This is a genomic window from Lederbergia panacisoli (assembly GCF_024626525.1).
Taxonomy (GTDB): domain Bacteria; phylum Bacillota; class Bacilli; order Bacillales; family Bacillaceae_C; genus Lederbergia; species Lederbergia panacisoli.
In genome coordinates this window covers 92,284-116,475 of the sequence record NZ_JANJGU010000010.1, presented here as the reverse complement: position 1 = coordinate 116,475, position 24,192 = coordinate 92,284, and the positions used below count along the sequence as shown (strand labels likewise).

Genomic DNA, 24,192 nt, shown 5'->3' with positions numbered 1-24,192 from the left:
AAAAAACAGGGGGCTTCTCTACTTCAAGGTAGGGCACTGCCTCCTGTTTCTATTAAAATTGAAACCCTTGAGCAAGGTGTGAGTATCGAAGCAATGTTACATTTATCAATCAGGGGGCTTAGTTATGGAAAAAATAAAAATTCTGTTTGCTGATGACCATACTTTGTTTCGTGATGGTTTAAGAAATTTACTTACTTCTATTTCGGACTTTGAAATCATCGGTGAGGCTATTTCTGGAGAAGAGGCTATTACTCTAGCAAACTTGCTACAACCTGATATTATCTTAATGGATATAAAAATGCCTAATATTAACGGTATTGAAGCAACAAAGGAAATACTCGCTAAAAACTCTAATATAGGAATCATTGTGTTCACCATGTTCGAGGACGATAATTCAGTATTTGCCGCTATGAGAGCAGGAGCTAAAGGTTATCTTCTCAAAGGTGCTAGTCAAGAGGAGACCATTCGTGCCATTCGTGCGATTGCGAGTGGCGAAGCAATTTTCAGTCCGTCCATTGCTGCGAGACTCATACACTACTTTAACTACATGAGCAAAAGTCAGGAAAATATTCTCTTTCCAGAACTGACAAGTAGAGAAAGACAAGTTTTAAACCTTATTGTTCAGGGGACTAAAAATGAAGGTATCGCAGAAAGACTTGGTTTAAGTTCAAAAACCGTCAGAAACCATGTTTCAAATATTTATAATAAGTTACAAGTTGCCGATCGATTTGAAGCTATTAAACGAGCAAAAGAGGAGGGTATGGAATATTGAAGATTCGTGGGGAAGGTGATGTTGATGTGGCCATGCTCCCTTTTGAATGCATGCGAGGTGGGGAGATTGAAGGTGCCATCATCTTGTAACTTGAATTGGGGATAGCTCAGTTCAAAAAATCCCTCTTTGTCCAAGTATCCCGGTATACGGGCTTGTTTGCGATCGATTTTCAGTAATCCGAAAAAACTTTTGAAGTTTTCTTCCACTTTTTTTAAAGTTTGCTGGGCTGCAGCCGTCCCCATATATTGATAGTTTTCATTGCCCTTACATGCATGATCGTTCTGATTATATCCGAGGTATTTCCCCGTTTCAAAAAAGTGTTGCCGAACGCTGTAGAGGCCCGCGTTATACATGTTCTTGCTTAACCTGCATAGTTTGCGCAGGGCAAGATATTCGTCTTTCGGAAGCTTCAGTATTTCTTTTTGGACTCCAAATTTCTCCTCCGCCTTTTTCCCTTTTTTACCTTATATCACCTCCATTTTTATAATTCAATTATACGAAACGGAACGTATGTTTGCAACCCATTTACATGATATCTAAGAAGGAGAACACCCATTCATCCCACGATTTAAATCACCGGTGTTCTGGGCGTTGACATAAAATTAATTAATCAAATCAGCCGTACTGCTCTCAGAAAGTGAATACCCTGCAGATTAAAATAGCCTATCTGTTTCTCTTTTTATATGTTAAAAACTGCATCTACTTATGATACGGTTCACCGTAGTGATTTAAGAGGCAAAAAAACAGCATTGGGGGGCAAATCTCAATGCTGTTTTCTTAAATCTAATCCCAATATATAGCCGTTATCATAAGTGATATGAAAACTGCCTTCTGAAGGTCAGTAATTCCCTATTAAGCAATACCCCCGTATGAATTCTTTTATTCTCAACATCCCTAATATGTTCATCGACACCTTCAAAAACCAAATTACTCTTTTTCATTTCATCCAGCTCTTGTACAATATCGGTAATATTTTTCCTAACATGGGATTCAAATAGCTTTCTTTCCCTTTCCGAATTGTATAAAAGAACCAACTCCATAAATCTATCTCTCGCAATTCTTGCTTCTTCACTATTTTCATCAAATAGAAAAATATTTAATTGATATTTCAGCGACCCTTTAACATAATATTTATATGATAGTTTTTCTCGATGATATTTATCTAACGGAATAAACCCCCAGTTAGGAACCGGTGCAACATACCTTCCACTATCAAGTACAACAGACTGACACTCGAATAAAACCGTGATATGATATTTGCAATGAAGTGCTTCATATGAAGTAGAAGAATTCATTTGATAATAAGAATAGAACTCTCGATTCGTATTATGATACCGATCTTCATAATCATATATTTGTTCAATAGTAAATTCGGGGGATGGGTTATAATAACTAACAGAATCTTTTTTTGTCCAATTTTTCTTATCCGATAGGGAATGCTTTAATCTGTCTATTGGCAATGGAAGAAGTCCGAATCTTCTTTTCCATAAATTCTCTACAACCCTTTCATCAGCAGACTTATCTTTAGGTGTATTTGTATCCATAATCCTCGAATAAATATGATATGCTCTCACTTTTTTCTTACCATCGCCATAGTCTTTTGTTAAAAAATATGGTGTTCGGTTACTTTGCTTGATAATTAAGACATCAATGCTATGGCTGCCTAACTCAAAACTATTATATTCAACAACTGGTCTATATCCACCCTCAAAATCCTTATCTCTTAAAAATGAAATGAAATTTTCTTGGTTTTTTCTATTTGGATCATCTTCTACACCCAGGATTCTTCCATCATCTGTTATTCCAAAAATAAGATAAGCATCTCGATTCTCAGTGTTATTGGCCAAGCAGATAATATCGTGTAACAAATCTGCCCTGTTTTCATGATATTGTTGCTTATAATCCCAATAAGCCCCTTCATATTTTCTGCTTATTAATTCATTAATTTTCTCATTTAGCGATACCAAAATGCTCACCTACAGCTTTATATATATATTGACTGACTCTTACTATGCCTTTGCGGTAAAAAGTGGTAGTATCAATCATCTTCTTTACTTATGAAAAACCTAACAAAATCCTTCCCAAACTTGGACAACTCTAAATTCTCCTTGGATTTTAGTTTTGGTAGCCTTAACTTTGGAAGAGAACGTTTATATTTAGGATTAGTCGCTTTGTCTAGGTATGCGTATAACTCCTTGAATTTCTTTACTATCTCTTCAAGATCATCGGTTACATTAAGATCTGTCTTCGTTATGAGCAAGCCTATTCTTTGTAGGTTTCTTCGAACTGATTGGTATTGCTCATAGCTAAGTCCATGCCTTTCCATAATATCTCGAAATGTTTCAGTTGTGTCGTTGCCAATTATATACCGTGAATTGTACATTAACCTTAGTACTGATATATCCACCATTCTCAGCTCTCTAAGCACATCATAATACGTAAGGACAAAGTCATCTGATACTTTTTCATGATTTGTTAAGTTTAGAAACCCATTCACCATGTATTGAATCTTGTCTTCCTGCTGTTCATCAATAACATAATCCAAAACAATATTAAACAATTGATCAATTTTTTCTTTTTGCTCATTAGTCTTGGTTTCTAAGTTCACCCGTATCGTATCAATATTAGAATATAATTGCTCAGTAAAGATAGTAATATTTCTTTCGAAGCGGACACGCTTATATCCCTGAACTGCTCCTGAAATACCAGGAAGAAGAGAGCTTGCGGTGTCAACAAGAAGATCTCCTATTATGCTAGTTATTGATTCTTTTGCAATCTCTGCGGCAGTATCACTCCCGACACTTAATACAGTATCAAGTGCAAGCCCTTTACCCGCTTCTTGTATATCTTTTCTTTTATCTTTGCTCAAAAAGGAATCTCCTCTCTTAATAAATCAATGCACATATAAAATTCTTTAGATAGCAATTTAAACAAAACATATAGTCTTTTGTTTCAAGAAATTACCGTTGTAATACATTCTCAATCAAGGGTTCTACACCTCTATCAATCAATCTTTCAACCATTCTTTGTGCACTAAAACGATTAACTGAGAAAGCAATGTGGGAAAGGATTCTCGCAGCCTTTTCCTTAGTAAGAAAGGAAAACTGGTCTTGCAAAATTGTATTTGCTAGGGAAGCAATAGGATCATAAGACTCAAAAGTTGGACATGAATCCCTAAAGTTTTCTTCAACAGCTGTAATAACATACTTCTCATTGTTGTCATTTAACTTCATATAATTTAACAATACAATTTCAAATTTTGGATTCATTACTATTTGGGCACATAATCTTTCTCCATCCAAATTATGAATGTATTGTTGTACAACCGTAGTAAGCTCACCATTAAGAATATCCTGCTTTGCTTCTTCTTTGAGGTTACTTTTTTTGATAATATCATATAGCTGATCTGAATCCCGTAACATCTCTACTGCGGATTCATAACGATCATCTCTATTTTGACTTGTAGCTTTATTAATTACTTGACCAAATTCATGTCGTTCATTATCCGGATTTCCTGTGAAAATAAAGTTAATGACTTTCCCCAATGAGAATACATCACTTTTTTTATCTCCATCCTTTAGTGCATACAATTGCTCCGGGGAACAATAATAGAATTGCCCAAAAGCATTAGTATGCAGAGTTTTATGAGAATGGATTTCTTCAATGTTTTTACCAAGCCCAAAATCGGCTATCTTTAATATCCCATTAACAAACAAGATGTTTGAAGGGCTAAGGTCTCTATGAATAATGTTCCTTTCATGGATGGTTGCCATTATCCTCATCACTTGAAAAGAAATTCTCACTTTTTCATCACTAGATAGTTTGTTGTCGATTACATACTTAAATAAGGTAAAGTCACCTTTTTCCATCTCATATAACATTTTATTATTATCAAAGTCATATAATCTAATTACCCCGGGAACATCCTGTAAAGACTTGGTTATTTCGTATTCCCTTTTAAACCTACTACGGATTCCTGGATTGGCAATATATTCGTCGTGTAGTTTCTTCAAGACCTTGTTGTCACTTCTTCGAAGATAAACTGTTGCAAATCCCCCTTCCCCTAATTGCTCAAGATCTTCATCCTCATTTCTAAAAACATAGTTACCATCTTTTCGAATTATTTGATACGTATCATACTGTAACTGTTCATTAAAAAGATTCAGGGCATTATGACTTAATTCGATTGCATTGAATTCATTCACTTTGTTATCTCTCATAATAAATCGTTTACTCAAGATTAATGTGAAAAAGGCATCTATCCTATTTCCTTGCATCATGTCCTGTAGTTTATCTACAACATAGTACCACCTTGAGGGAAAGCCAGGTTGATAGCTATCCTCATAACCAAAATACTGATTAAAAAAATCTACCAAATCCCCTCCAGTTTTATATGAATAACATTCCCCTGTGTCCCCTATAAACACCTCTGAAATATATCTTAGTGCTTCTTCAGAAACCATTGTATTCCCTCTTTCCGATTAATATTTCAGCAACGTAAATGCGAATCTCTATTTGTGTTAAACTACATAAAAAAGGCAGCACCAAACTAAAGTTCGTTGGAACTGCCTCTCGTTGTTCTATCTATCCTGTTGTTTTCATCACCAAGTATTCACATCAATTTCTTAACTGTTAAATCTCTTCAAATTCGGGTAAGTTATCAACTATCCTATTGGTTTCTATTGAAACTGTAATTAGCCTTTTTATCAAGTCAATTATATATCGTGGATTTTCAGAATACTCATTTGGATCAATGGTAATACCACTTCTTCCATCTGGTTTCACTTGATATTGATCAATAATCCATTCGATTGGTGATCTACCATTTATCATAAAATTGTACGCTTCAAGTGGTATGTCGGATAAAGTAATGTACTCGTTATATATAATTATTGATTTATCCACTTTTCTGTTCTTATCTCTACCAAACCGCATCTTTTTGACAGTATAGAGGTTTTCACCACTATTTTCCTTTTGATTCTCTGTTACCCCTTCATAAAGTTCCGCTTCTTCGTAATTCAAATGCAATTTGGCAAGTTCACGACCAGCGTTAGAGTATCCCCAAAAGTCTTTTACCATTGGGATTCGAGGCATTTCCTTTTTTAGGTCATTTGAAAAATTCTCCCTATAAATTGGACAGTAAAGAATACCATAAACGTAATTAAAAAGATCTTCTTCGGTAATTTTTTTGTCATATTGGAGCTTGAACATCTCAAGTATTTTCTTATTAATATTTCCTTTTACCTGATATTCTCCCTCATTATCAAATAATGTCCGTTCATCAATCTTTTCATAAATATTTTGGGGGAAACTTCTATTGTTAAACATCGTTTGATAGTCCGTTATTTCATCAGTAATCAAAGCTGAAAAATCCCTACTGCTTCCTCCACCTATAGTATTTATGATTTTATTTTTAGTCTCTTTATCTGGAATTATTTGATTCCATCTACTTGGGTATTCTACTAGACCTTCATCATTATACATATATCTTTTTACGAATGGTCTATATTGAATGGTTGTAATTTTTTCTGCAGAAAACTCTATTTTCTCTTTTCGTTTCCATCTATTCTTCAAACCACGTGACCAATTTATCTCTTTGGGATTGTTGTTCAAATCATTAACATTTTTAACAGAGTCAACTTCTCGGTTATAGTTATCAATTAGTCGTTTTACATTTTTGATTAATGTCTTTTTAGAATAACCAGTTACCCATGTATCTCTACTTGAACTAATGCCAATATATCTGTCGTTAAATATATTTTCCTCTCCCCCGCTAATTGGAATAAACTTTTCAAATTCCTCACTTTGTTGATTTATCCAATTATTATATTTATCAGGAGTAATTTTTACTAATTCTGACTTCATATCAGCGAAACTTCTATTGTCGGCTATTATTTCTAGTTTTTCTTCACGGCTCAAGTAATCGCCAATATCCTTGTAATATAGCGTACATCCAACTTTGCTTGGATTTTTAACAAGTAATGTAATAGCTACTGGAGTACGAGAACCACTTCCAAAAATCTTTCCACCCTCTTTACGTGAATCCTCTCCCTGTGTTCGTTGATTTCCACGTAAATTGAATACAAAGATGGAATTAAACTCCTCATATAACGATTGCCTTAATCCGTCAGAATTTAAGCTATCAATAAACGATCCATTTGTTACAAATCCAATAACTCCTTTATCAACAATCCTATCACTTGCCCACCTAATGGCACGTATATAAGAGTCATATAAACTATTCTTATTTACAGCTGTTGATTTTTTTGCATAAGTATCTTCTATCTGCTTATCCAAAATTGGATACTTCTGATTTTGATTATTATCATTTGCACTATGTTGCCTTGCAGAATATGGAGGATTTCCCATTATTGCAACAATACGATTCTCATTTTGTTTTTTTGCACGTTCCGAGTTTGCACCAAACATTTCAGAGAGCAAGGTATCCTTTTCCTCTGTCATCTGGAAGGTGTCCGTTAAAACCATTCCCTCAAATGGATGATAATCTTCTCCGTACAGAGCATGAAACGTTTCTTCAATGTTAATTGTAGCTATATAATATGCTAGTAATACAATCTCATTGGCATGAATCTCATTGGTATATTTATAAAGAATTTTTTCCTTTTCAATTAATCCACTTTGTAATAATCGAACTACAAATGTTCCAGTACCAGCAAACGGCTCTAGGACATGTATACCGTCGTCATTAAGGGTAACCCCAAATTCCTCTTTTAGAGCCTCATTTACACTTCTGATAATGAAATCGACAATTTCTACAGGAGTATAAACGATTCCTAAGCGTTCTGTGGTTCTCTTAAAGGCAGTCCCAAAGAACCTATCATACAATTCAATAATCACTTTCTGTTTACCGGCCAAGTTGTCAATTTTACTTGCACGGGTTTTAACACTTTCATAAAACTTTTCTAAAATGCGGGTTTCCTTCTCTAAATTTTCTTCTTCTAGTAAAGAAAGCATACTTTCCATAGCTATTGAAACAGGGTTGTTTTGAACGAAGCTATAATCCTCAAACAATGCCTGAAAAACAGGTTTTGTAATCAAGTGTTGCGATAGCATTTCAATTGCTTCGGCTTCTTCTATGGAATCATTCAAGTTATTTCTTAAATCTGATAAGAATTGCTGAAATACTTGATAATGTTCACTGTTTTTATCACGTAATAAAAGTTGAATTCGATCAAAATGACGTTGAGCAATTTGTGCTACATCACTAGACCAATTTTCCCAATAACGTTTATCCCCTACTTTATCGACTATTTGGGCATATATGGCATCTTGTAATTCTTCAAGATCAGGGAAACTCCAAACAATTTGCTCCGATTTTTCGGTTATTTTTTCCGACTTGTCCTTCCCATCATATTCGGATTGCTCTTCCTTCACAACGTCATTTTTCTCACCAGTATGTCCAATGATTTCTACATTTTGGGGTTTATTCATATTCAATTCCATTTGGTTTATCATGGCATTGAATCGTTCATCATGTGAGCGTAATGCTTGTAGTACTTGCCATACAACTTGATACTGTTTATTATTATTTAGTTCTGTTTCAATATCTTCACCTTTATTGATTGTGATAGGTAAAATAATGTAACCATATTGCTTATTATCAGCCTTACGCATTACCCTACCAACCGCCTGTATGACATCTATAACTGAATTACGTGGATTAAAGAAGATTACAGAGTCCAAACTTGGTACATCTACACCTTCAGTTAAGCAGCGAGCATTTGACAAAATACGACAAATATTATCGTCTTCAGTATCCTCTTCTAACCAATCAAGTTTCTTGTTTCGCTCAAGGGTGTTCATTGTGCCATCAACATGCTGAATTTCAACTGTTGCACCGGTTGATAAATCACTGTTATAAGCATATGAATCAACAACGTCCTGGAAAATTTGGGTGACTTGTTTTGATGTTTCGATTGTAGAGGTAAACGCTACAGCTCTTCTCATCGGTTTACCTTCTACCTCATTAGAATGACTCTTCCGCTTCGATAACCCATTCCATGTTCCAACAATTCTAGCAAAGTCTTTCCCAGTAAGTGTATTAGATTCGCTTTTAATTTCATTTGCAAGAGCAATGTCAACGTAGTCTTGATCAGTAACTAATACCATTACCTTATAGTCTGTTAATAATCCACGTTCTACCGCTTCTCCAAATCCTAGATTATGAAACTCTTCGCCAAATATGGACACATCATCCATTGAAGCTAGCAATGCGTCCTTTTCGTCAGCCTTGTTTTTGGTTTTTTCTCCAAATACTTTTGGTGTTGCCGTTTGATATAATCGCTTATCAGCCTTAATATATTCATTATCATGAACACGGACAAAGTGACTTTCTTCTCCATCGCTTAATGTTACTCCAGTTGTTCGGTGAGCTTCATCCGAAATTATTAAGTCAAAAGTTGGAAAACCATGATTTTGTGCTTCATGAATAACCTCAATAGATTGATAGGTTGAGAATACAACAGTCATTTGGCTATCTTCCGGGAGCGATTTAAAGTTCTCTACAATCTTTTCTGAATTTGTAGTTGCTGGAAAGCCAACATCAACAGCTGTAATATCCTCTGAGGTACGTGATACTTTCCTATCTGAACATACGGCAAATGTATGGAAAGGTGTAGTTGTTTGATGGTTCCATTCTTTTAGTGTTTGTGATAGCAAGGAGATTGATGGGACAAGATATAAGATTATACTATTCCCTTGCTTTTGACTTGCAATTTCCTCAGCAATCTTTAGTGATGTAAATGTTTTCCCAGTTCCACATGCCATGATAAGTTTTCCACGTTCAGATTTTCCAAATCCTACCAACACATTTTCAAGTGCTTCTTGTTGATGCGGTCGTAATGAATGTTTTTGCTTTAATTCCATACTATCTAATTGATCAATCATAAAAGCAGACCAATCAATAGCTGACTTATCTAAATCCTGCAATCTAATCCGAGATACCGGTTTTGATTGGTTTTCTAAGGATAATTCAGCGTTTCTACTCCACTTATCTGTAGAAGAAACAATAATACGGTTTTCATAAATTCTTTTTCCAGATTCCGTAAAAAACGAATCAATATCTCTCTTTTGAATGGTGTAATTTTCATCATAGAATTTACATTGAATTGCACAATATTTTCCAGATATGCGTTCCTTTGCAACAAGGTCTATTCCGGTATCACGTTTCCCATCATTTAATGGAAACTCATTCCAAGTCCATACAGTCTCAAACATATCAGCATAAATTGGATCTGTTTCAAAATATTTCTTTATTAACAATTCAAAGCGAGTGCCCTTCTCAGCTTCTGAGGAAGAAATAGAACGTAAATATTCTATTACACCTTTAAAGGACTTTTTCACCAATTTCGTCATATTACCTACCTCTTTTCCATATAAGTATGGTGCCCTATTATATTTTCCAATTTAAGTAGCAGCTATTTTAGAAATGTCATTCTTTATTGCATATATTGTATTTCTTGAAATGCCTACCTCTCTATGAATATCCATTACGCTTACATTATCTTGTAATAATTCTACAACCTTATCATAGATAACTCTATCCTTACCTTTAGCATTCTTATGATATTTCTTTTTACCGCCTCTAAACTTACCCTGTCTCTTCGCAATTTCGATGCCCTCTCTCTGAGCAACTCTAATACGTGTTCTTTCCTCTTCCACCATCCATGACAATAGGGTAAGCACCAAATCAGATACTAACTGCCCCACGCCTTCAAGCTCTTTATACTTCCGAGTATCCAAGATGGGCATATTTAGTACAACAATATCAATTTCTTCTTTAACAAGAGCTTCCCATTCATCTATAATTTCCTGTTTATTTCTGCCAAACCTACTTAAATCATGCACAACCAATACATCACCAAATCGCATTTTAGAACGCATTTCTTTATATACTGGTCGTTCAAAATCCTTTCCGGATTGTTTTTCTTGATATATTCGGTCACAACCATACTCTTTTAACTCTTGTAGTTGCCTTGATAGATTTTGGTTTTTGGAGCTAACCCTTGCATACCCAAAAATCAAATTTCTCACCTCTATGTATTGAACAAGTCTGTTTGAACATATCTATGTACCAATAATACTATACTCTTGTCTGTTTGCACAGGGTGTACTTTAAATGAACATATTTTTAATTATATATCGTGAAATGACAAAAGCTATCGCAATACATCTTTGCAATAGCTTCATCATTTTTATCCCTTTTTCCGTTCATACTCCCTAACGGTCTCAACCAAAAAGTATTCAATCTCACTAGCCTTCCAATTTAAACCTTTGGCAAGGATCCGAACTCTCATATGGATTGGGACTATCTTTGACCCTCTTTCGGCTCTAAATATATACGATGCACTACAGTCTATCCTGCTTGCTAAAGACTCAAGCGTCAACACTTTTTTCTCACGATAATCTTTTATCATACCACCGAAATCATTGACTGCTTTCCTGACTCTTTCTAATGTTTGTTGATCCATTACTATTCCTTCTCTCGCTCCCATTGTGCATCCTCCTAATATAACCAGCTTTTCCTGGTCCCAGTTTTTTCTACTATCATATAGTAGACCTGGGTCTACAAAAATATAACCCTATCTGTTGCATAGGAAGAATAATTTTCGTCTTACCGTCTATCATATATTAGCTTTACAAAATGAAAGGGGTTGTGCTAATGATGGACAAAGAAAAATTCATTGGAATGTCACCAGCAGAAAGAGTACAAGTAGTCAATAAACTATTAAAGGATCATGATCTAAAGAAAATCAGTAATCTCGTAAAAATACCTTCGAGTAGTTTCAGTAAAATCATGCGAGAAGGGGATTATATTTATCATAAGGCAGATAAGAAATACTATCCGTTTATCCGTTCTGAAGGAGAACAAGCGGTAAAAAAGTTACAGAGTGGGGACAACGATGAAATATCCTTTATCAAACAAAATGTAGATACACTAAAAAAGCTAGTTAAGCAGTTTGAAGAACAAGGGCTTTTACTGCTTGATAAACGCATCTATAGTAAGGATGCTAAGTTTGTCAATAAAAGCATCCGTATGAACAATGATGTTTACGAGCAATTCACTGGATTTTGCGAGGATTTTTACCCTCATCTAAAAACCCAAGATCTTATTGCACAAGCACTAATTGACGCAATGAACAGATATAAGCCAGAGAACGAACGGGAGCAATGAACAGCTCTCGTTTTTTCATGTATAAATTCACCAGCGGAAGAAAGGTGCCTATAATGTTAGCTACAACAATTTTAGGCACCCTTAGTTTAATTTTCATATACTTCTTAGATTTTGAATGGGTTTTCTAGGAAACTTGGAAAAGAAGTGTAGTTTTCAGTGGTGAAATTTTTGGGGATAAGAATTGGGTTTATCCCGAGATTAGCAAGATCTCGTAGATATTGTCGATTGGTAGGTTTAGATATGCCTCCCTCTTCCTTTGACTTTTTAAGAGGGGTATCAATGTTACCTTTGGAGACAATAACTAGGAATTTTCGAAGGCTTTCCTTTTTTCTTTGCGAGTAGGAACTATTTGCAATTATTTTTTCGGCCTCGGTGATTTTATAATAATCACCAGTATGGACAATAGGTATTACGTGCTTTTCCATATACTCTTTCATAAGTTCGCTTGAAAAATAGACTTTCAATTGCTTTGGTCTCCCCTTCCCTCCCTTATCTTCCCTTTTCATAGAATTTAAGTGCCTGTTTTTCAATCTCAGCTCATATCTGACTATATTTTCATCGTAAGGTTGTATTTGCTCTCCCTTAGCTATCCTTTCATCCTCTTTACTATAGATTACCAGCTCTGTACTCTTGCATTTATGATACTGTGACGTTTCATATTTTAGTGGATCACCATTTTCATCCTTACCATATTTAATTTTCTCTTTGTAGGCGTATTTAACTGTGTACTTTTCAAGTAAGTGGAATAGCAATTCCCGGTGCTGGGGATTCGGGACCTTTACGTCAATTCGATAATCAATCCTTGTGAGCGTATGGTAATCATAGTAATCAGAAAATCCGAAATGCCAAGTAAGGAATTTACGAATATCTAACTCTATCAATTCATAGTCTTCTTCTGTAATTGTACTTCTATTCAACACCTTTACTGCATCGACCTTGAATTGTAAATACCAAATACCATCTAAATACATATGTTCCCAAGTGCGAACAATAGCATATGCTGGAAAAACATTCTTTACTTCTTTATTCAGCTCTTTAACTGCTGCACGAATGTACCGGTACTTGTTTACTCTAATCCCGTACTTAGAGAAGATTTGCTTAATATCGTCACTGCTTACGGGGATAAATAATTCAAACGTGTGAATCAATGAAACCATCTCCTTTGTATTTATTTGTGTGGAATAAGCAATCCCTTTACTATCATGGGTTTAAGGGGGCTAACTTTTCCCATCCCGAACTAATTTATATGACTACACAACACATTGATTATTACCATTGTGAGGATGAAGTAAGGCATGCTATGTTGTTGTAAAGAATAATATTCACACTTGTCCGTTCTACAAGGCCATTTTTTATTACAACGGTAAAGGTAATGTATTGCACGGCTGAAACTATAAAACCACCGACAAAAAACCGCAAAGCATAAATGCTTCACGGTTAATATTTCTGTTTTTTCCGTCCATGAACCCGACAACTATTTGTTTTACTTTTCCTTTTGATTTCTTGTCTTCATCATTCAAAAAAAATACCCTTAATAAGAAGACCAACGTCCTATTTACGGCATATCTTAAATAGGTATATGATTCGTTGAGATTCCCACTCGGTAAACGGGAAAGCAGATTACTCCTGCGGGATTCTTGAATGACTTATCGTTCGCAGTCCATTTCTGTTTTGAACAGTCCTCAAGGTGAGGGCATCCCATTGCCCCTCCTAAGACAGTGCATATAGCATCTTAGGCTGAATGACTTTTACCATCAAGCACAGGTGCATATCGTATATTCATAGCACCGATTATGTCTCTATGCTTCTCGAATCCGCATTTACACTTATATTTTCTGTCTTGTGCTTTATTATTTTCAGAACATTTAGGGCATGTTTGACTTGTGTATGCAGGATTCACATATTCAACTTTAATACCTTCTAAGTTCGCTTTGTATTCAATGAATTGAGATAGGCGATAGAATGACCATGTGTGCAAATTCTTTTCGTTTTTACGACTGGTTCTTGTCGTCTGTCTGATATTCGCTAATTGTTCTAAACGAATGACAGTAATTTTATTTTCTTTAGCAAAATTAACAATTGAGCGGCTTATCTTATGGTCTTGATCTTGCATCCAACGCTGTTCCCTGTCCCTTGAACGTTTTATAGCATTTAACTTTTTCCTTTTGCCTAACTTTTTCCGTTCTGAACGAAACTTTCGTCTCTTATATTTATTTTTTCTGCCGTTGCCAAAGAAACGTACTTTTTCATCATCTGTTACGGCAACAGCAGGAACTTTTAACCCCAAATCCACACCCATAACTTTTGTTCCAATTTTTGGGGTAGTAGGAATTGTTATGGATATTTGGGCAATCCATTTATTTCCCTTCTTTGTAATTCGAAGCGTTCCTAATTTATGCTTTAATAACTCAAGGTTTCGATGATCTTTATCAACTACCAAAGCCCGAATAGGTGTTTTAGATGCTTTGCCATGGACCATGATTGGTATTGAAATATGGGTATAATTGAAAGAATAGCTCTGATTGTTCCACACACACACTGGCTTTTTTAATACAGGAACACTCTTATATTTATTTTTCCTGGCTTTCTTAAATACACTTTTTGCATCTATTATTGCTTGGTTTTTCACAGCACTTGGCAGAGGGACATGAATATCTTTGCTTGATTTCATTGTACTTTTCTTTTCTGTTATCATTTCAAATACAAGAGTATTAATCGCCTGAATATATGTCTTACTCATACGTTCCAAAACAGAAGCCTGTTCTTTCGTAGGTAATATTTTAATTTGTACAGTGATTATCTGTGACATCTTTTCACCCCAACATTTTTGTATTTCCTTTTTATTTTGTACTCCAACAGTGAAACGATTTTAGTTGTATATTCTTCTTTCCTTTTATCTATATTTCTCCCGTGGTTTTCCTTTAAATATTCACAAGGAATAAACAAATCAAATCCAATAATCACTTGACCTTTATCGTCAATTATTGAATAGTCGGCCGATTCCACAGTCTTTGTAATCGGATAGACACGGTTATTAGAAAGATTTTCTCCATCTTTTCCAGCTAACCTCAAGTCAGTTTCCGAAAACACCACATGGGTTGCTTCACTCACTGAACAAACTACAAATCCTCTTGTCTCAGGTGCCATTCCATGCCATGCTTTTGTATAAAACTCCTCGTAGTTACTCATACTTTTTTGCACCTCTCAATTGTCCCCCTTTTTCAATTTTCCTTTTCCAAATCCCTGTGTATTTTCCAAATTACGTTGCATCAAATCAATGCTTCAGTAGTCGCCCTAGCCCACACCCAATCCTCTGGCGATTGTTTTTTAATAGCATCTATTTTTTTACCCATGAAATGGTTCATTTTTAATAAATTGATACCATTCAATAATCCGCTCGTTTTTTTCCCGGACTTTTCTTGTTACAATGGATTCTGTTACTTTACCAAAAGTCACTTTTACTTGTTTTGTTGATGTACCGTTTACTCTAATAGGAATAGAATTCCCAGTTTCCTTAAATGTTCTTGTTTGATTCAATTTACTCACATTGATGCCCCCCACTTTCATTACAATTATTTACTTCTAAAAAGCGAACCAAATATTCCATTCTCCCGACATTTACGCTTTTCACGAATTCTTTCATTTTTAGCATATATTCTTTTTTGCATATTCGACAAATCTACATCGGCTAACGGGAGATTTAAACTTCTTATAATCCTTTCATTTTCCCTTCTTAATCTGATTGAATGATTAGATGGAGTAATTATAGGAATTTCAACGCTTACTTTTTTATATTTTTGTTGGCTACTATCGTCATCAATGACTTTTTTCTCGATTGCAGAATAAGAATCGCTTTCCTTTCTTTCTTCTTTAGTATGCAAATAGATAACCTGCAAATTAAATTCTTGACCTGTCAACTCTTTTAGTACTTCAGTAAAATGATGCAAGTATCTTTGTATTATCCACTCTTTGGCAAATTCAGTTTTCGCTTTAATTATAATAGTATTACCTTCTACTATTTTCCCCGATAATGGAGCAATCCACGTTTGGTACATTGGCTTTGATAGACGTTTTTCAATCTGTTGCAGGATAATCTCCCAAAACTCACGGTTTTCCTTCTCCAATTGATCCACTTTATTGACTCCTTCCAAGATTTATTTCTCAACTATATCCTGTAAAAAAATTCAACATCTTCAACGTAGAACATTGATTTTCATCTAAAATAGACTTTTCCATGTCCTCTGTCTCCTTTGCCACTACATTAATGTGGAAAGTTTCAAAGCCATTTCAGCTATTTTAAATACGTATAAAACAAATCTTTATTTTCAAAGAGTGCTTTGTAGAGTTTCCGTAAATTAACGTCGCTCTCGAAAGTCAGTAACATTATCACCATGCGTTTTATGACATCATTAGCTTCATTTTCAATCCAGTCCCATGCCTCCCTTGTTAAAACCAGATTATGATGTTCCTGGATTAGCTGGCTTAACACTTTGATTAATTGCCCTTGCTCTTCTGCATTCCCAATCATTTGAATTAAATTGCTCTTATTAGCCATGTCTTCTTCAACCGCCTCTTTTATGGTTGCAATAACATTCATGATGCTTTCACTTATCATGTATGTGTTATCCCAAAACACCAACAAATCCAGGGTGTCTATGACATTTTTTTCCCTATTAGCCGTGTATTCTTCTTTCAATTCCTGTCTTTTAATCTTTAACCGTTCAATTAACTTTTGGTATTCTTTATTTACAATTTGTTCAGTCTTTTCCTTATAAAATTTTCCTTTAAATATTGACAAAAGATCATTTTTTTCAATATATCTGCTTGTATGCCTACCTATAAAACCTAAATCTAAGAATATACTTCCAAATTGCGACTCAATGGAGTCAGGGAGATCGGCCCATCTCTTGGCAATCCCCATATCTTCTCTTATTTCCGGATCTATAAATACCCAAGACGAACAGATTGCCTTGATAAAGTCTATTGATTTAAACCTTGGGCCTTTGTTATCAAAGCAACAAATGTCAACAAGAATTTCTAAAGGAAGTCCCGTATTTAGGTATCTGATGATAATTAGCCTAGCCCCGAGTTGTGCAGCACTCTTGAATCTTTGTAATTCTCTCGAGAAATAGTTCCGAACCGTATTTATAGTAAATTGTTCAGCAATAAGACCATCCAATTCTGCATTAACACCAATGGATAATTCGTATAGTGCCTCAAGACGTTTTTCTTCTATCTCAATTACTTCTAAACGCTTTAAGAGCTTAGAAGGGTTAACACGGACAGGTAAATCAATCGGCCTATCTAAAAGAGAGTTAGCCCAATCTACTGCCTTTTGTGCCTGCTCGATGGAAATATTCCCATAGCAACATGCAAACATTGGAAACCTGTTCTCAATCAATGCAGCGATAGCTAGAATGAAATTGTGATAATTCTTGCCCTGAGTCTTTGAATAGAAAACCTCTCTTGCTCCCCAGTCATCCTTATTTAGGAAACCCAATAAAATATCTTCCTTTAATCTTTCTTCTTTCACTTCACTATATTTAGCTATACTGGAAAACAAGGTGAAACTCTCTCCTGTTTCTTTACTTTCTAAGTCGCCAATTATATTCCAATACTTTTCCTTTAAGCCATATTTATCAACGTATTGCTCTTCAGTACGGTCTAAAACTAATCTTTTAAAGCCATCAAGATTATCCACGTAATAAGTGGCGAATGGATACGCCTGAATCAATAGTAACGTCTCCTCAAAAACCTCTTGCCAATCTTCTTGATTTATTTCATTTGGCACAATGTCCAATCCAATGTAAACTCCCATAAAATTCACCCTCATTGCCTTGTATAATTTAGTAATTTATATTCCAATTACTCTCCTCGCTGCATTGTGTGAGCCCTTATAAAACGGATTAAATACTTTCTCCTCTTTATCCATGGATAGGATTTCTAATTCAACGGTTGGATTAGAGATTGAAAACAGCGACTTCTTTTCATATATTCTTTCTGCAACAGCATTGATAGCAGTATTTCCTTTTGTAATCATTGGCGAATCGTTTAATTTATCCACTTCATTCCAATCACTGTATATTAGTACCTTTGAAGGTAAATAAAACTCGTTGTTCAGGACTTCTTCTACGTTTGACAAAGCAAAATCAACCGCTAATATTTCGGCATAAACATTCATTTTTCTCATTGCATGGTTGTAATGTTTTTTTGATTTCACCAATGTAGTCCCTTGTCCAACAAAAATGATCCCAAGCCCAAATATTCCTTGATGTTGCAATTCGGAAGCATCGGTAAAGACACGCAATACCTCACTATCCCATAACCAACTTTCAAAACGCTCTCTGGCCCCTTTCGTTGGCTTTTTCTGCCACCTCATCAGTTGTTGTCTGTAGTTACCTTTTGAATGGTAATTCCGCTTTACCAAGTGTTCCTCTCCTCCTTCTTCCATTGACTATAGTCAAAATAAAAAAGCCCGCATTCCTCTTAATCAGAATGCGAGCTTTTTTTATCTATTGATATGTTTTGAGTTTTATTTACCCAGATCATTTTAATTCCCACTTTATCAAAGTATTATGTTGACCCAATTATAGTTGACTGTAATGCAGTAATCAAGTAATTACCGAATATTCCCTTAGTCTGAACTGTGGGATGGGAGACATGGCGTTAAAAAAGGAACCTAACCGTGATTGATTGGGTTCCAACTAGCAGGGATTAACGTATCATTCCTACATTAACACCTTAATTTCTGTGTCGATTTGTTTCATTCCTTGAATCAATAAGTACTGAATCTCTTCGATCATTTCCTTTATCTCCTCGTACTTTTCCCTATCATAAATACCTTTTGACATCATTAAATTAAGGTATGCTTTAACTACGTTACTTTCCTGGATAGCCAAGTTCAAAAACGCTAGTTTCTTTTTAGGATATAATTGCTCTGATTCCGAAGCATGGGAAGCAATATTACTAGCAGAAGTGACCATTTGTTTTAGAATGTAACTATACCACTCACCGTGGCTAATACATTGCAACTCATACAGTTCTTTTACCAATCTTTGTGCAGTTTGAACGCAAGGCAGTGTTCTTACATTCTGAACAACTGGAATTGGTAAACTCACACTGCTATTGTTTATTTTTAAATTTTCAAGGATTCTGTTCAGCATTTTGATAATACTATCAATCATGCTATCTAATGTCAGAAATTCTCCTTCCGAAATCAGTCCTTTACCATTACAAGTCATTAGCCAAGACTTCGTCTCCTGTGCACTTCCTATAGCGTCTGAATAAAGATTAAACTTTTGTCTCAGGTAAAGCTGTTCACCTTTAGCAATGTTCTGAACAATGCTTGTTGCAGATCTCTGTAGCTGATCTTTCATTTGAGATTCCTCAAACGGTAGTACCTCAACAATCATACCAATTTCCTTCAACAATTCGATAGATAATTGTAGTGCCCGTAGTTTTTCAACGTTTTGTAAAGTTAAATATGTTGCTTTCAATTGCATCACTCCTTGGATATTTTTCATAGTTATCCTATAAAAATTAATTGCATAATATTATTTTATGCCCGTTCGAGCCTGTACTATCGAAAGGTATAAAAGGATTAGCAATATAATTACTTTTATAGTGAAGATAACTTTTGCATGCTATGCGGGAGAAAATGAATTATTCTATTACAAACTGTTCTAGTTTTTTTAAAGGTGAATCATAGTTTCAAAAGATAAATCCAAAATTATACTTGGTAGAACCAAATTTTTTAGACTTTGATTTAATAGTCTTGTAAAGTAATAAGTATAGGGTAGCAATTAAACCCTTTCCCACTTTATCCAAATGGACATCCCACGAATAAAACCTCACCCCGAAAGGAACCAACTGCTATGAATAAACCACTATCATTTGATTACAATGAAGAATTTGAACAACAATTATTGACAGAAGAGGAACTTGATAAGGTAAAGGCAAAATCGTTCATTAACCTTTTGTCAGAAATGTTTCTTAAATATGAATCAGAAATTGAAAAAACAATTATTGCAAAATAGGAGGTAACTAATCCATGCCAAGAGCTGTTGGATACGTGCGTGTAAGCACAGATAAACAACTAGACAACACATCCATTGAAAAGCAAAAAGAGGAAATAGAGAAATACTGCAAAAATAATCAATTAACTCTCGTTCACATTTACGATGAAGGAGCTTACTCCGCAGAAAATCTCAGAGATAGAAAGCAATTTAAACAAATGTATCACCATGTCTTTGAAAAAGATGAGGAAATTGATTATGTTGTAGTATTTGATTCTGATCGTATTTCCAGAGATAACCTTGATGCTTTGTATATTTACAAACGAATTACAGAAGCAAACAAACACTTAATCTGCATCGCAGACAATATTGATACCAGAGATCCAAATGCAAAGCTCCTCTATCAATTTATGTCATTGGTCGCTGAGCTTGAAAAAGATATGATTAAATTTCGTACCTCAACGGGTATGGAAAAAAACCATGAAAATGGTAACTATAATGGTGGAAGGATATATGGATACATATCTGAAAATAAAGAACTTAAAATAGAGCCGAAAGAAGCAAAAGTAGTAAAATATATCTTTGAAAAATATGCTGTTAATCAGTGGGGCTATCGCAAAATTGCATCAAACCTCAATGATCAAAATATCCGAACTAGAAGCGGAAAACATTGGTCTATTTATGCTATAAAAACTATTTTAAACAACAGGATATATATTGGAGAAGTTAAATGGAAAGGTAACTACCAAAAAGGAAAACATTCAAGAATTATTGATGAGCATCTATGGACTCAAACTCAAAAAATACTACATATTAAAAGTTACATGCCTAAAAAAGTACATCCTGGAACATATCCTTTATCTGGTCTAATTAAATGTCCAGAATGCGGCTCTTCAATGGTGCAGGGTAACAGTAGCCAAAAGTATAAATACTACCAATGCAGCAGAAATAAAAATAGTGGAAAATCCGCCTGCTCATCCAATCTCGTCAATAAGGAATACGCTGAACAATTCGTATTCAACTGCTTTTATCGAACCTTAAAGTCATTAAACCTCACAGTCCCCGTTACTTCCTCTACATTGTCCATCTTATCTAGCGAAGTAGAACCCATTGAAGATAAAATCAAAGAGTTAGAAAAGGAACTTCAACGTCTGTCAAAGAAAAAAAACGATGTAATATCATGGAGAAGTGATGATGTCCTTGATGAAACAACTTTTAGACAACAAATGAAGGACATTCAAAAGGAAGAAAAAAAACTTATGCAATTCCTCGGTACACTAGAAAATCAGCTTGAACAACGACAAAAGCCAAACCTACATGAATGTATTGAATTTGCAATTGAAGAGTTAGAAGTTTTCTTCAAGGTTATGTCTAATGAAGACAAGAAAAAGGTGCTACATTCCTTTATTGATAGTATTTATGTAAATCAAGGGAATTCAACAAAGACAAGAACAATTAAAGAAGTTAAATACAAGTTTGATTTAAGACATATTACACAATTGTATCAGTCTGCATCTTAGGGAAAGGGAACATCCTTTCCTTTTTTCTATTTGCGGCTTAATATTAATTTGAAAGGAGAAGATTCAATGGATAAAATCAGAAAGGTTGCAATCTATTGTAGAGTGAGTACCGAAGAACAAGCAAGAGAAGGATATAGTATTCAAGCTCAATTACAAACTTTACGTCAATATGCACAACTATATGGATGGGAAATAGCAGAGGAATACGTGGATGAGGGAATTAGCGGAAAGAATATTACGGGTCGTCCGGCTATGCGTAAACTTGTTGCGGATATTGAAAGGGACAAGTTCCAAGCTGTTCTGGTTTGGAAAATTTCACGCCTTTCACGTAACATGTTGGATACGCTTAAATTATTAGACAGACTTGAGGATTATGGTGTTAAATTTATTTCATACTCGGAAAACTTTGATACAGGCACCCCTATTGGGCGTTTAGTAGTTCAGCTAATGGCTTCCATTGCTGAAATGGAGCGAAACACATTATCAGAGAATGTTAAACTCGGAATGAAGCAGAGAGCGTTAGAAGGCTATTGGAATGGCGGGATTGTATTAGGGTATGACCTCATTGAAAAGGAACTTGTAATCAATCAAAATGAAGCAGCGATAGTGCAACTTATCTTCAATTTATATGCAAATGGGAAAGGGCTTAGAGCAATATCCAACCACTTAAATAAAGCAGGGTATAAGACAAAACGTAATCGATATTTTTCCATTAATGGAGTAGCACAAATCTTGGACAACATTGTATACAATGGGAAAATCAGTTGGCTAAAATTTGAAGATTGGGACACGAAGCGAAGAAGGGGAAAAAATCCTAATCCTATTATTGTTGAGGGTAAGCACGAGGCCATAATATCAGATGAACTGTGGGGTATTGTGCGTGCCAGAAGAAAGAGTCGATCATTTAAACAACGTCAATCCCATGAACCTTTCTTACTTAGCGGTTTATTACGTTGTCCAGATTGTAATCAAGGTATGGTTCCAGCTATAGCTTCGTATACGAGAAAAGATGGAACAAAAAGAAAGTACCGGTATTATGTTTGCGGTGATTTCCACAATAAAGGAACAGCAGCGTGCAAATCAAACTCGGTAAAGGCATATGAAGCAGAAGAATCTATTATTAAGAGGATTGAAACGTTTCTTTCTAGTGAAAATATGCTCCTAAATACACTGCAACAGATAAACATGAACTCTAAGGACTCTCTAACAAAGCTCAATAAAAACTTTGAACAGATTGAAGAACGATTATCTGAAATAGAAATACTACAAAATCGCTACATGGAGGCTTTTGAAAAAAATACTTTACCAACAATAATCTTACAAGAAAGATTACAAAAGATTGCTAATGAAAAAAGCGAATTAGAACAAAAGAAAAATGATATTACTGTACAATTAAGCTCACACGATTCGAAGATAATACCGCCTGATTTGGTTGAAATTCTTTTAGAACAATTTATCTCAATTTTTAAGGTCGCCTCAAGGGAAAAGAAAAAACATCTACTTCAACTTCTAATAAAAAAAATATCAGTTAAACAATTATTAGACAAATCAAGAACTGTAAACGAAATTGAACTTGACTTTGACTTTTCAGAGGTCAATATATCAAAGACCTTTATACTTATCCATTTATTATATCGTGAAACGGATAATGAAAACCTATTCTCAATACCCGCTTCCGACAAAGAATTACCCTCTTATTTACAAATTTTTTTGCCTCTATTTATGGTACGGTTCCCCTTTAATTATCCTAAACGCCCTATACACCTGCTCCACCAAGATCAACCTCATCAACTGATGTGGAAAAGTCATCTTCGAAAACGATAAACTTTCATCCGCTCGCTTAATCACTTCTTCACTCAAACCCAGTGATCCACCAATCACAAACACAATCTTACTCTTTCCATATGTAGCAAGATGATCAATCCGCTCTGCCAGTTCCTCCGATGTTTTCATCTTTCCTTCAATCGCAAGGGCGATGACATGAGCATCAGGGTGGATTTTGGAGAGGATGCGGGAGCCTTCTTTTGCTTTGACTTGGACCATTTCATTTTCACTTAGGATTTCGGGGGCTTTTTCGTCGGGGACTTCGATGACGTCGACTTTTGCATAGGCGGAAAGGCGTTTTAAATATTCATCGATGCCTTGTTTTAAGTATTTTTCTTTTAGTTTTCCGACGGTGATGATTGAGATATTCACAATGGTTCCCCTCTCTTTTCTAAGACTATTTTCACACTTCCCCATATTTTCGTGATTCTTATATGTATTTTATAATCCATTTGCACCATTACAAACATATTACACACAGGTTACAAACAACTTATACACAGAAGTTATCCACATATCCCCAAAACTCATCCACATTTTGTGTGCGAATATTAGTTCCCCACAATATATGCAGCTGGCAATTGGCAATATTCACAGGTTGTGGATAAGTTACCCTCTGTTTTGATCTCCTCTAATACGGGTGCTGTTTCGTATTCATCTACAATAATATCAAGTGCCAATTCTACATGTTCTTTACAACAATAAATCATTTTTAACCCTTCTCTCTGCTGACTTTCATTTACTTTTACACAATCTCTATCCACATATTCCATTCAACTAAAAGTGTTAGTTATTTTCAGCTTATTTTACCCACAATACTAATCCACTTATCCACAACCCATTTTACCATATCAATGAAAAAAGCGG

At 35.0% G+C, this 24,192-nt stretch carries 22 protein-coding genes; 5 read left to right on the top strand and 17 right to left on the bottom strand.

Translation table 11 applies throughout. The features are described from left to right. Positions 1-124 precede the first annotated feature (124 nt). Positions 125-772: a response regulator transcription factor gene (locus tag NQ185_RS14095; protein WP_257582567.1), complete on the top strand. Its 648-nt coding sequence runs from the start codon at positions 125-127 to the stop codon at positions 770-772. 806 nt (positions 773-1,578) lie between these two features. Here the strand turns inward: NQ185_RS14095 and NQ185_RS14090 are convergent. The 6 genes from NQ185_RS14090 to NQ185_RS14065 all read right to left on the bottom strand — a co-directional run bounded on the left by NQ185_RS14090 (position 1,579) and on the right by NQ185_RS14065 (position 11,286). After that, entirely contained in the window at positions 1,579-2,739 is a 1,161-nt protein-coding gene (locus NQ185_RS14090; protein ID WP_257582566.1) for an AlbA family DNA-binding domain-containing protein, read from the bottom strand. Between the two features lie 71 nt (positions 2,740-2,810). Then, complete coding sequence (locus NQ185_RS14085) at positions 2,811-3,641, bottom strand: hypothetical protein (RefSeq protein ID WP_257582565.1); 831 nt, start codon at positions 3,639-3,641, stop codon at positions 2,811-2,813. Between the two features lie 91 nt (positions 3,642-3,732). Continuing rightward, on the bottom strand, positions 3,733-5,235 hold the full coding sequence (locus NQ185_RS14080; RefSeq protein ID WP_257582563.1) for a serine/threonine-protein kinase: 1,503 nt from the start codon (positions 5,233-5,235) through the stop codon (positions 3,733-3,735). 169 nt (positions 5,236-5,404) lie between these two features. Beyond that, a complete protein-coding gene (locus NQ185_RS14075) occupies positions 5,405-10,147 on the bottom strand; it encodes a DEAD/DEAH box helicase (protein WP_373370809.1) in 4,743 nt (1,580 codons plus the stop codon). 51 nt (positions 10,148-10,198) lie between these two features. Further along, on the bottom strand, positions 10,199-10,816 hold the full coding sequence (locus tag NQ185_RS14070) for a recombinase family protein (protein WP_257582562.1): 618 nt from the start codon (positions 10,814-10,816) through the stop codon (positions 10,199-10,201). Between the two features lie 170 nt (positions 10,817-10,986). Further along, positions 10,987-11,286, bottom strand: coding sequence for a helix-turn-helix domain-containing protein (locus NQ185_RS14065; protein WP_257582561.1), 300 nt, complete (start codon positions 11,284-11,286; stop codon positions 10,987-10,989). A 167-nt stretch (positions 11,287-11,453) separates the two neighbouring features. On the opposite strand from NQ185_RS14065, the gene NQ185_RS14060 reads away from it, so the two are divergent. After that, positions 11,454-11,966 (top strand): hypothetical protein, encoded by a 513-nt coding sequence (locus tag NQ185_RS14060; protein ID WP_257582560.1) that lies wholly within the window; start codon positions 11,454-11,456, stop codon positions 11,964-11,966. A 104-nt stretch (positions 11,967-12,070) separates the two neighbouring features. Here NQ185_RS14060 and NQ185_RS14055 read toward each other — a convergent pair whose 3' ends face one another. From NQ185_RS14055 to NQ185_RS14015, 9 genes are all read right to left on the bottom strand, one after another. Next, positions 12,071-13,123 (bottom strand): phage/plasmid replication domain-containing protein, encoded by a 1,053-nt coding sequence (locus tag NQ185_RS14055; protein WP_257582559.1) that lies wholly within the window; start codon positions 13,121-13,123, stop codon positions 12,071-12,073. A 234-nt stretch (positions 13,124-13,357) separates the two neighbouring features. Further along, positions 13,358-13,486: a hypothetical protein gene (locus NQ185_RS14050; protein ID WP_257582558.1), complete on the bottom strand. Its 129-nt coding sequence runs from the start codon at positions 13,484-13,486 to the stop codon at positions 13,358-13,360. 212 nt (positions 13,487-13,698) lie between these two features. Then, a complete protein-coding gene (locus NQ185_RS14045) occupies positions 13,699-14,775 on the bottom strand; it encodes an RNA-guided endonuclease InsQ/TnpB family protein (RefSeq protein ID WP_257582557.1) in 1,077 nt (358 codons plus the stop codon). Then, entirely contained in the window at positions 14,763-15,167 is a 405-nt protein-coding gene (locus NQ185_RS14040; RefSeq protein ID WP_257582556.1) for a hypothetical protein, read from the bottom strand. The genes NQ185_RS14045 and NQ185_RS14040 overlap by 13 nt, the downstream gene beginning before the upstream one ends. A 144-nt stretch (positions 15,168-15,311) precedes the next feature. Beyond that, positions 15,312-15,512, bottom strand: coding sequence for a hypothetical protein (locus NQ185_RS14035; protein WP_257582555.1), 201 nt, complete (start codon positions 15,510-15,512; stop codon positions 15,312-15,314). A gap of 26 nt (positions 15,513-15,538) precedes the next feature. Next, the gene (locus tag NQ185_RS14030) at positions 15,539-16,099 is read right to left on the bottom strand and encodes a DnaA N-terminal domain-containing protein (protein ID WP_066144733.1); all 561 of its coding nucleotides are present in this window, start codon (positions 16,097-16,099) and stop codon (positions 15,539-15,541) included. Between the two features lie 158 nt (positions 16,100-16,257). Next, entirely contained in the window at positions 16,258-17,766 is a 1,509-nt protein-coding gene (locus NQ185_RS14025; protein WP_257582553.1) for a hypothetical protein, read from the bottom strand. A gap of 54 nt (positions 17,767-17,820) precedes the next feature. Beyond that, positions 17,821-18,393 (bottom strand): hypothetical protein, encoded by a 573-nt coding sequence (locus tag NQ185_RS14020; protein WP_145981942.1) that lies wholly within the window; start codon positions 18,391-18,393, stop codon positions 17,821-17,823. Between the two features lie 301 nt (positions 18,394-18,694). Further along, positions 18,695-19,462: a four helix bundle protein gene (locus tag NQ185_RS14015; protein WP_257582551.1), complete on the bottom strand. Its 768-nt coding sequence runs from the start codon at positions 19,460-19,462 to the stop codon at positions 18,695-18,697. A gap of 378 nt (positions 19,463-19,840) precedes the next feature. On the opposite strand from NQ185_RS14015, the gene NQ185_RS14010 reads away from it, so the two are divergent. From NQ185_RS14010 to NQ185_RS14000, 3 genes are all read left to right on the top strand, one after another. Beyond that, positions 19,841-20,002, top strand: coding sequence for a hypothetical protein (locus tag NQ185_RS14010; RefSeq protein WP_257582549.1), 162 nt, complete (start codon positions 19,841-19,843; stop codon positions 20,000-20,002). Positions 20,003-20,016: 14 nt separating this feature from the next. Next, on the top strand, positions 20,017-21,501 hold the full coding sequence (locus NQ185_RS14005; RefSeq protein ID WP_257582548.1) for a recombinase family protein: 1,485 nt from the start codon (positions 20,017-20,019) through the stop codon (positions 21,499-21,501). A gap of 66 nt (positions 21,502-21,567) precedes the next feature. After that, on the top strand, positions 21,568-23,325 hold the full coding sequence (locus NQ185_RS14000) for a recombinase family protein (RefSeq protein ID WP_257582547.1): 1,758 nt from the start codon (positions 21,568-21,570) through the stop codon (positions 23,323-23,325). Here the strand turns inward: NQ185_RS14000 and rlmH are convergent. Continuing rightward, complete coding sequence (gene rlmH / locus NQ185_RS13995) at positions 23,218-23,697, bottom strand: 23S rRNA (pseudouridine(1915)-N(3))-methyltransferase RlmH (protein WP_257582546.1); 480 nt, start codon at positions 23,695-23,697, stop codon at positions 23,218-23,220. The two genes, NQ185_RS14000 and rlmH, sit on opposite strands and share 108 nt — an antisense overlap. 179 nt (positions 23,698-23,876) lie before the next feature. Next, positions 23,877-24,035: a CxxH/CxxC protein gene (locus tag NQ185_RS13990; RefSeq protein ID WP_257582545.1), complete on the bottom strand. Its 159-nt coding sequence runs from the start codon at positions 24,033-24,035 to the stop codon at positions 23,877-23,879. Positions 24,036-24,192 lie beyond the last annotated feature (157 nt).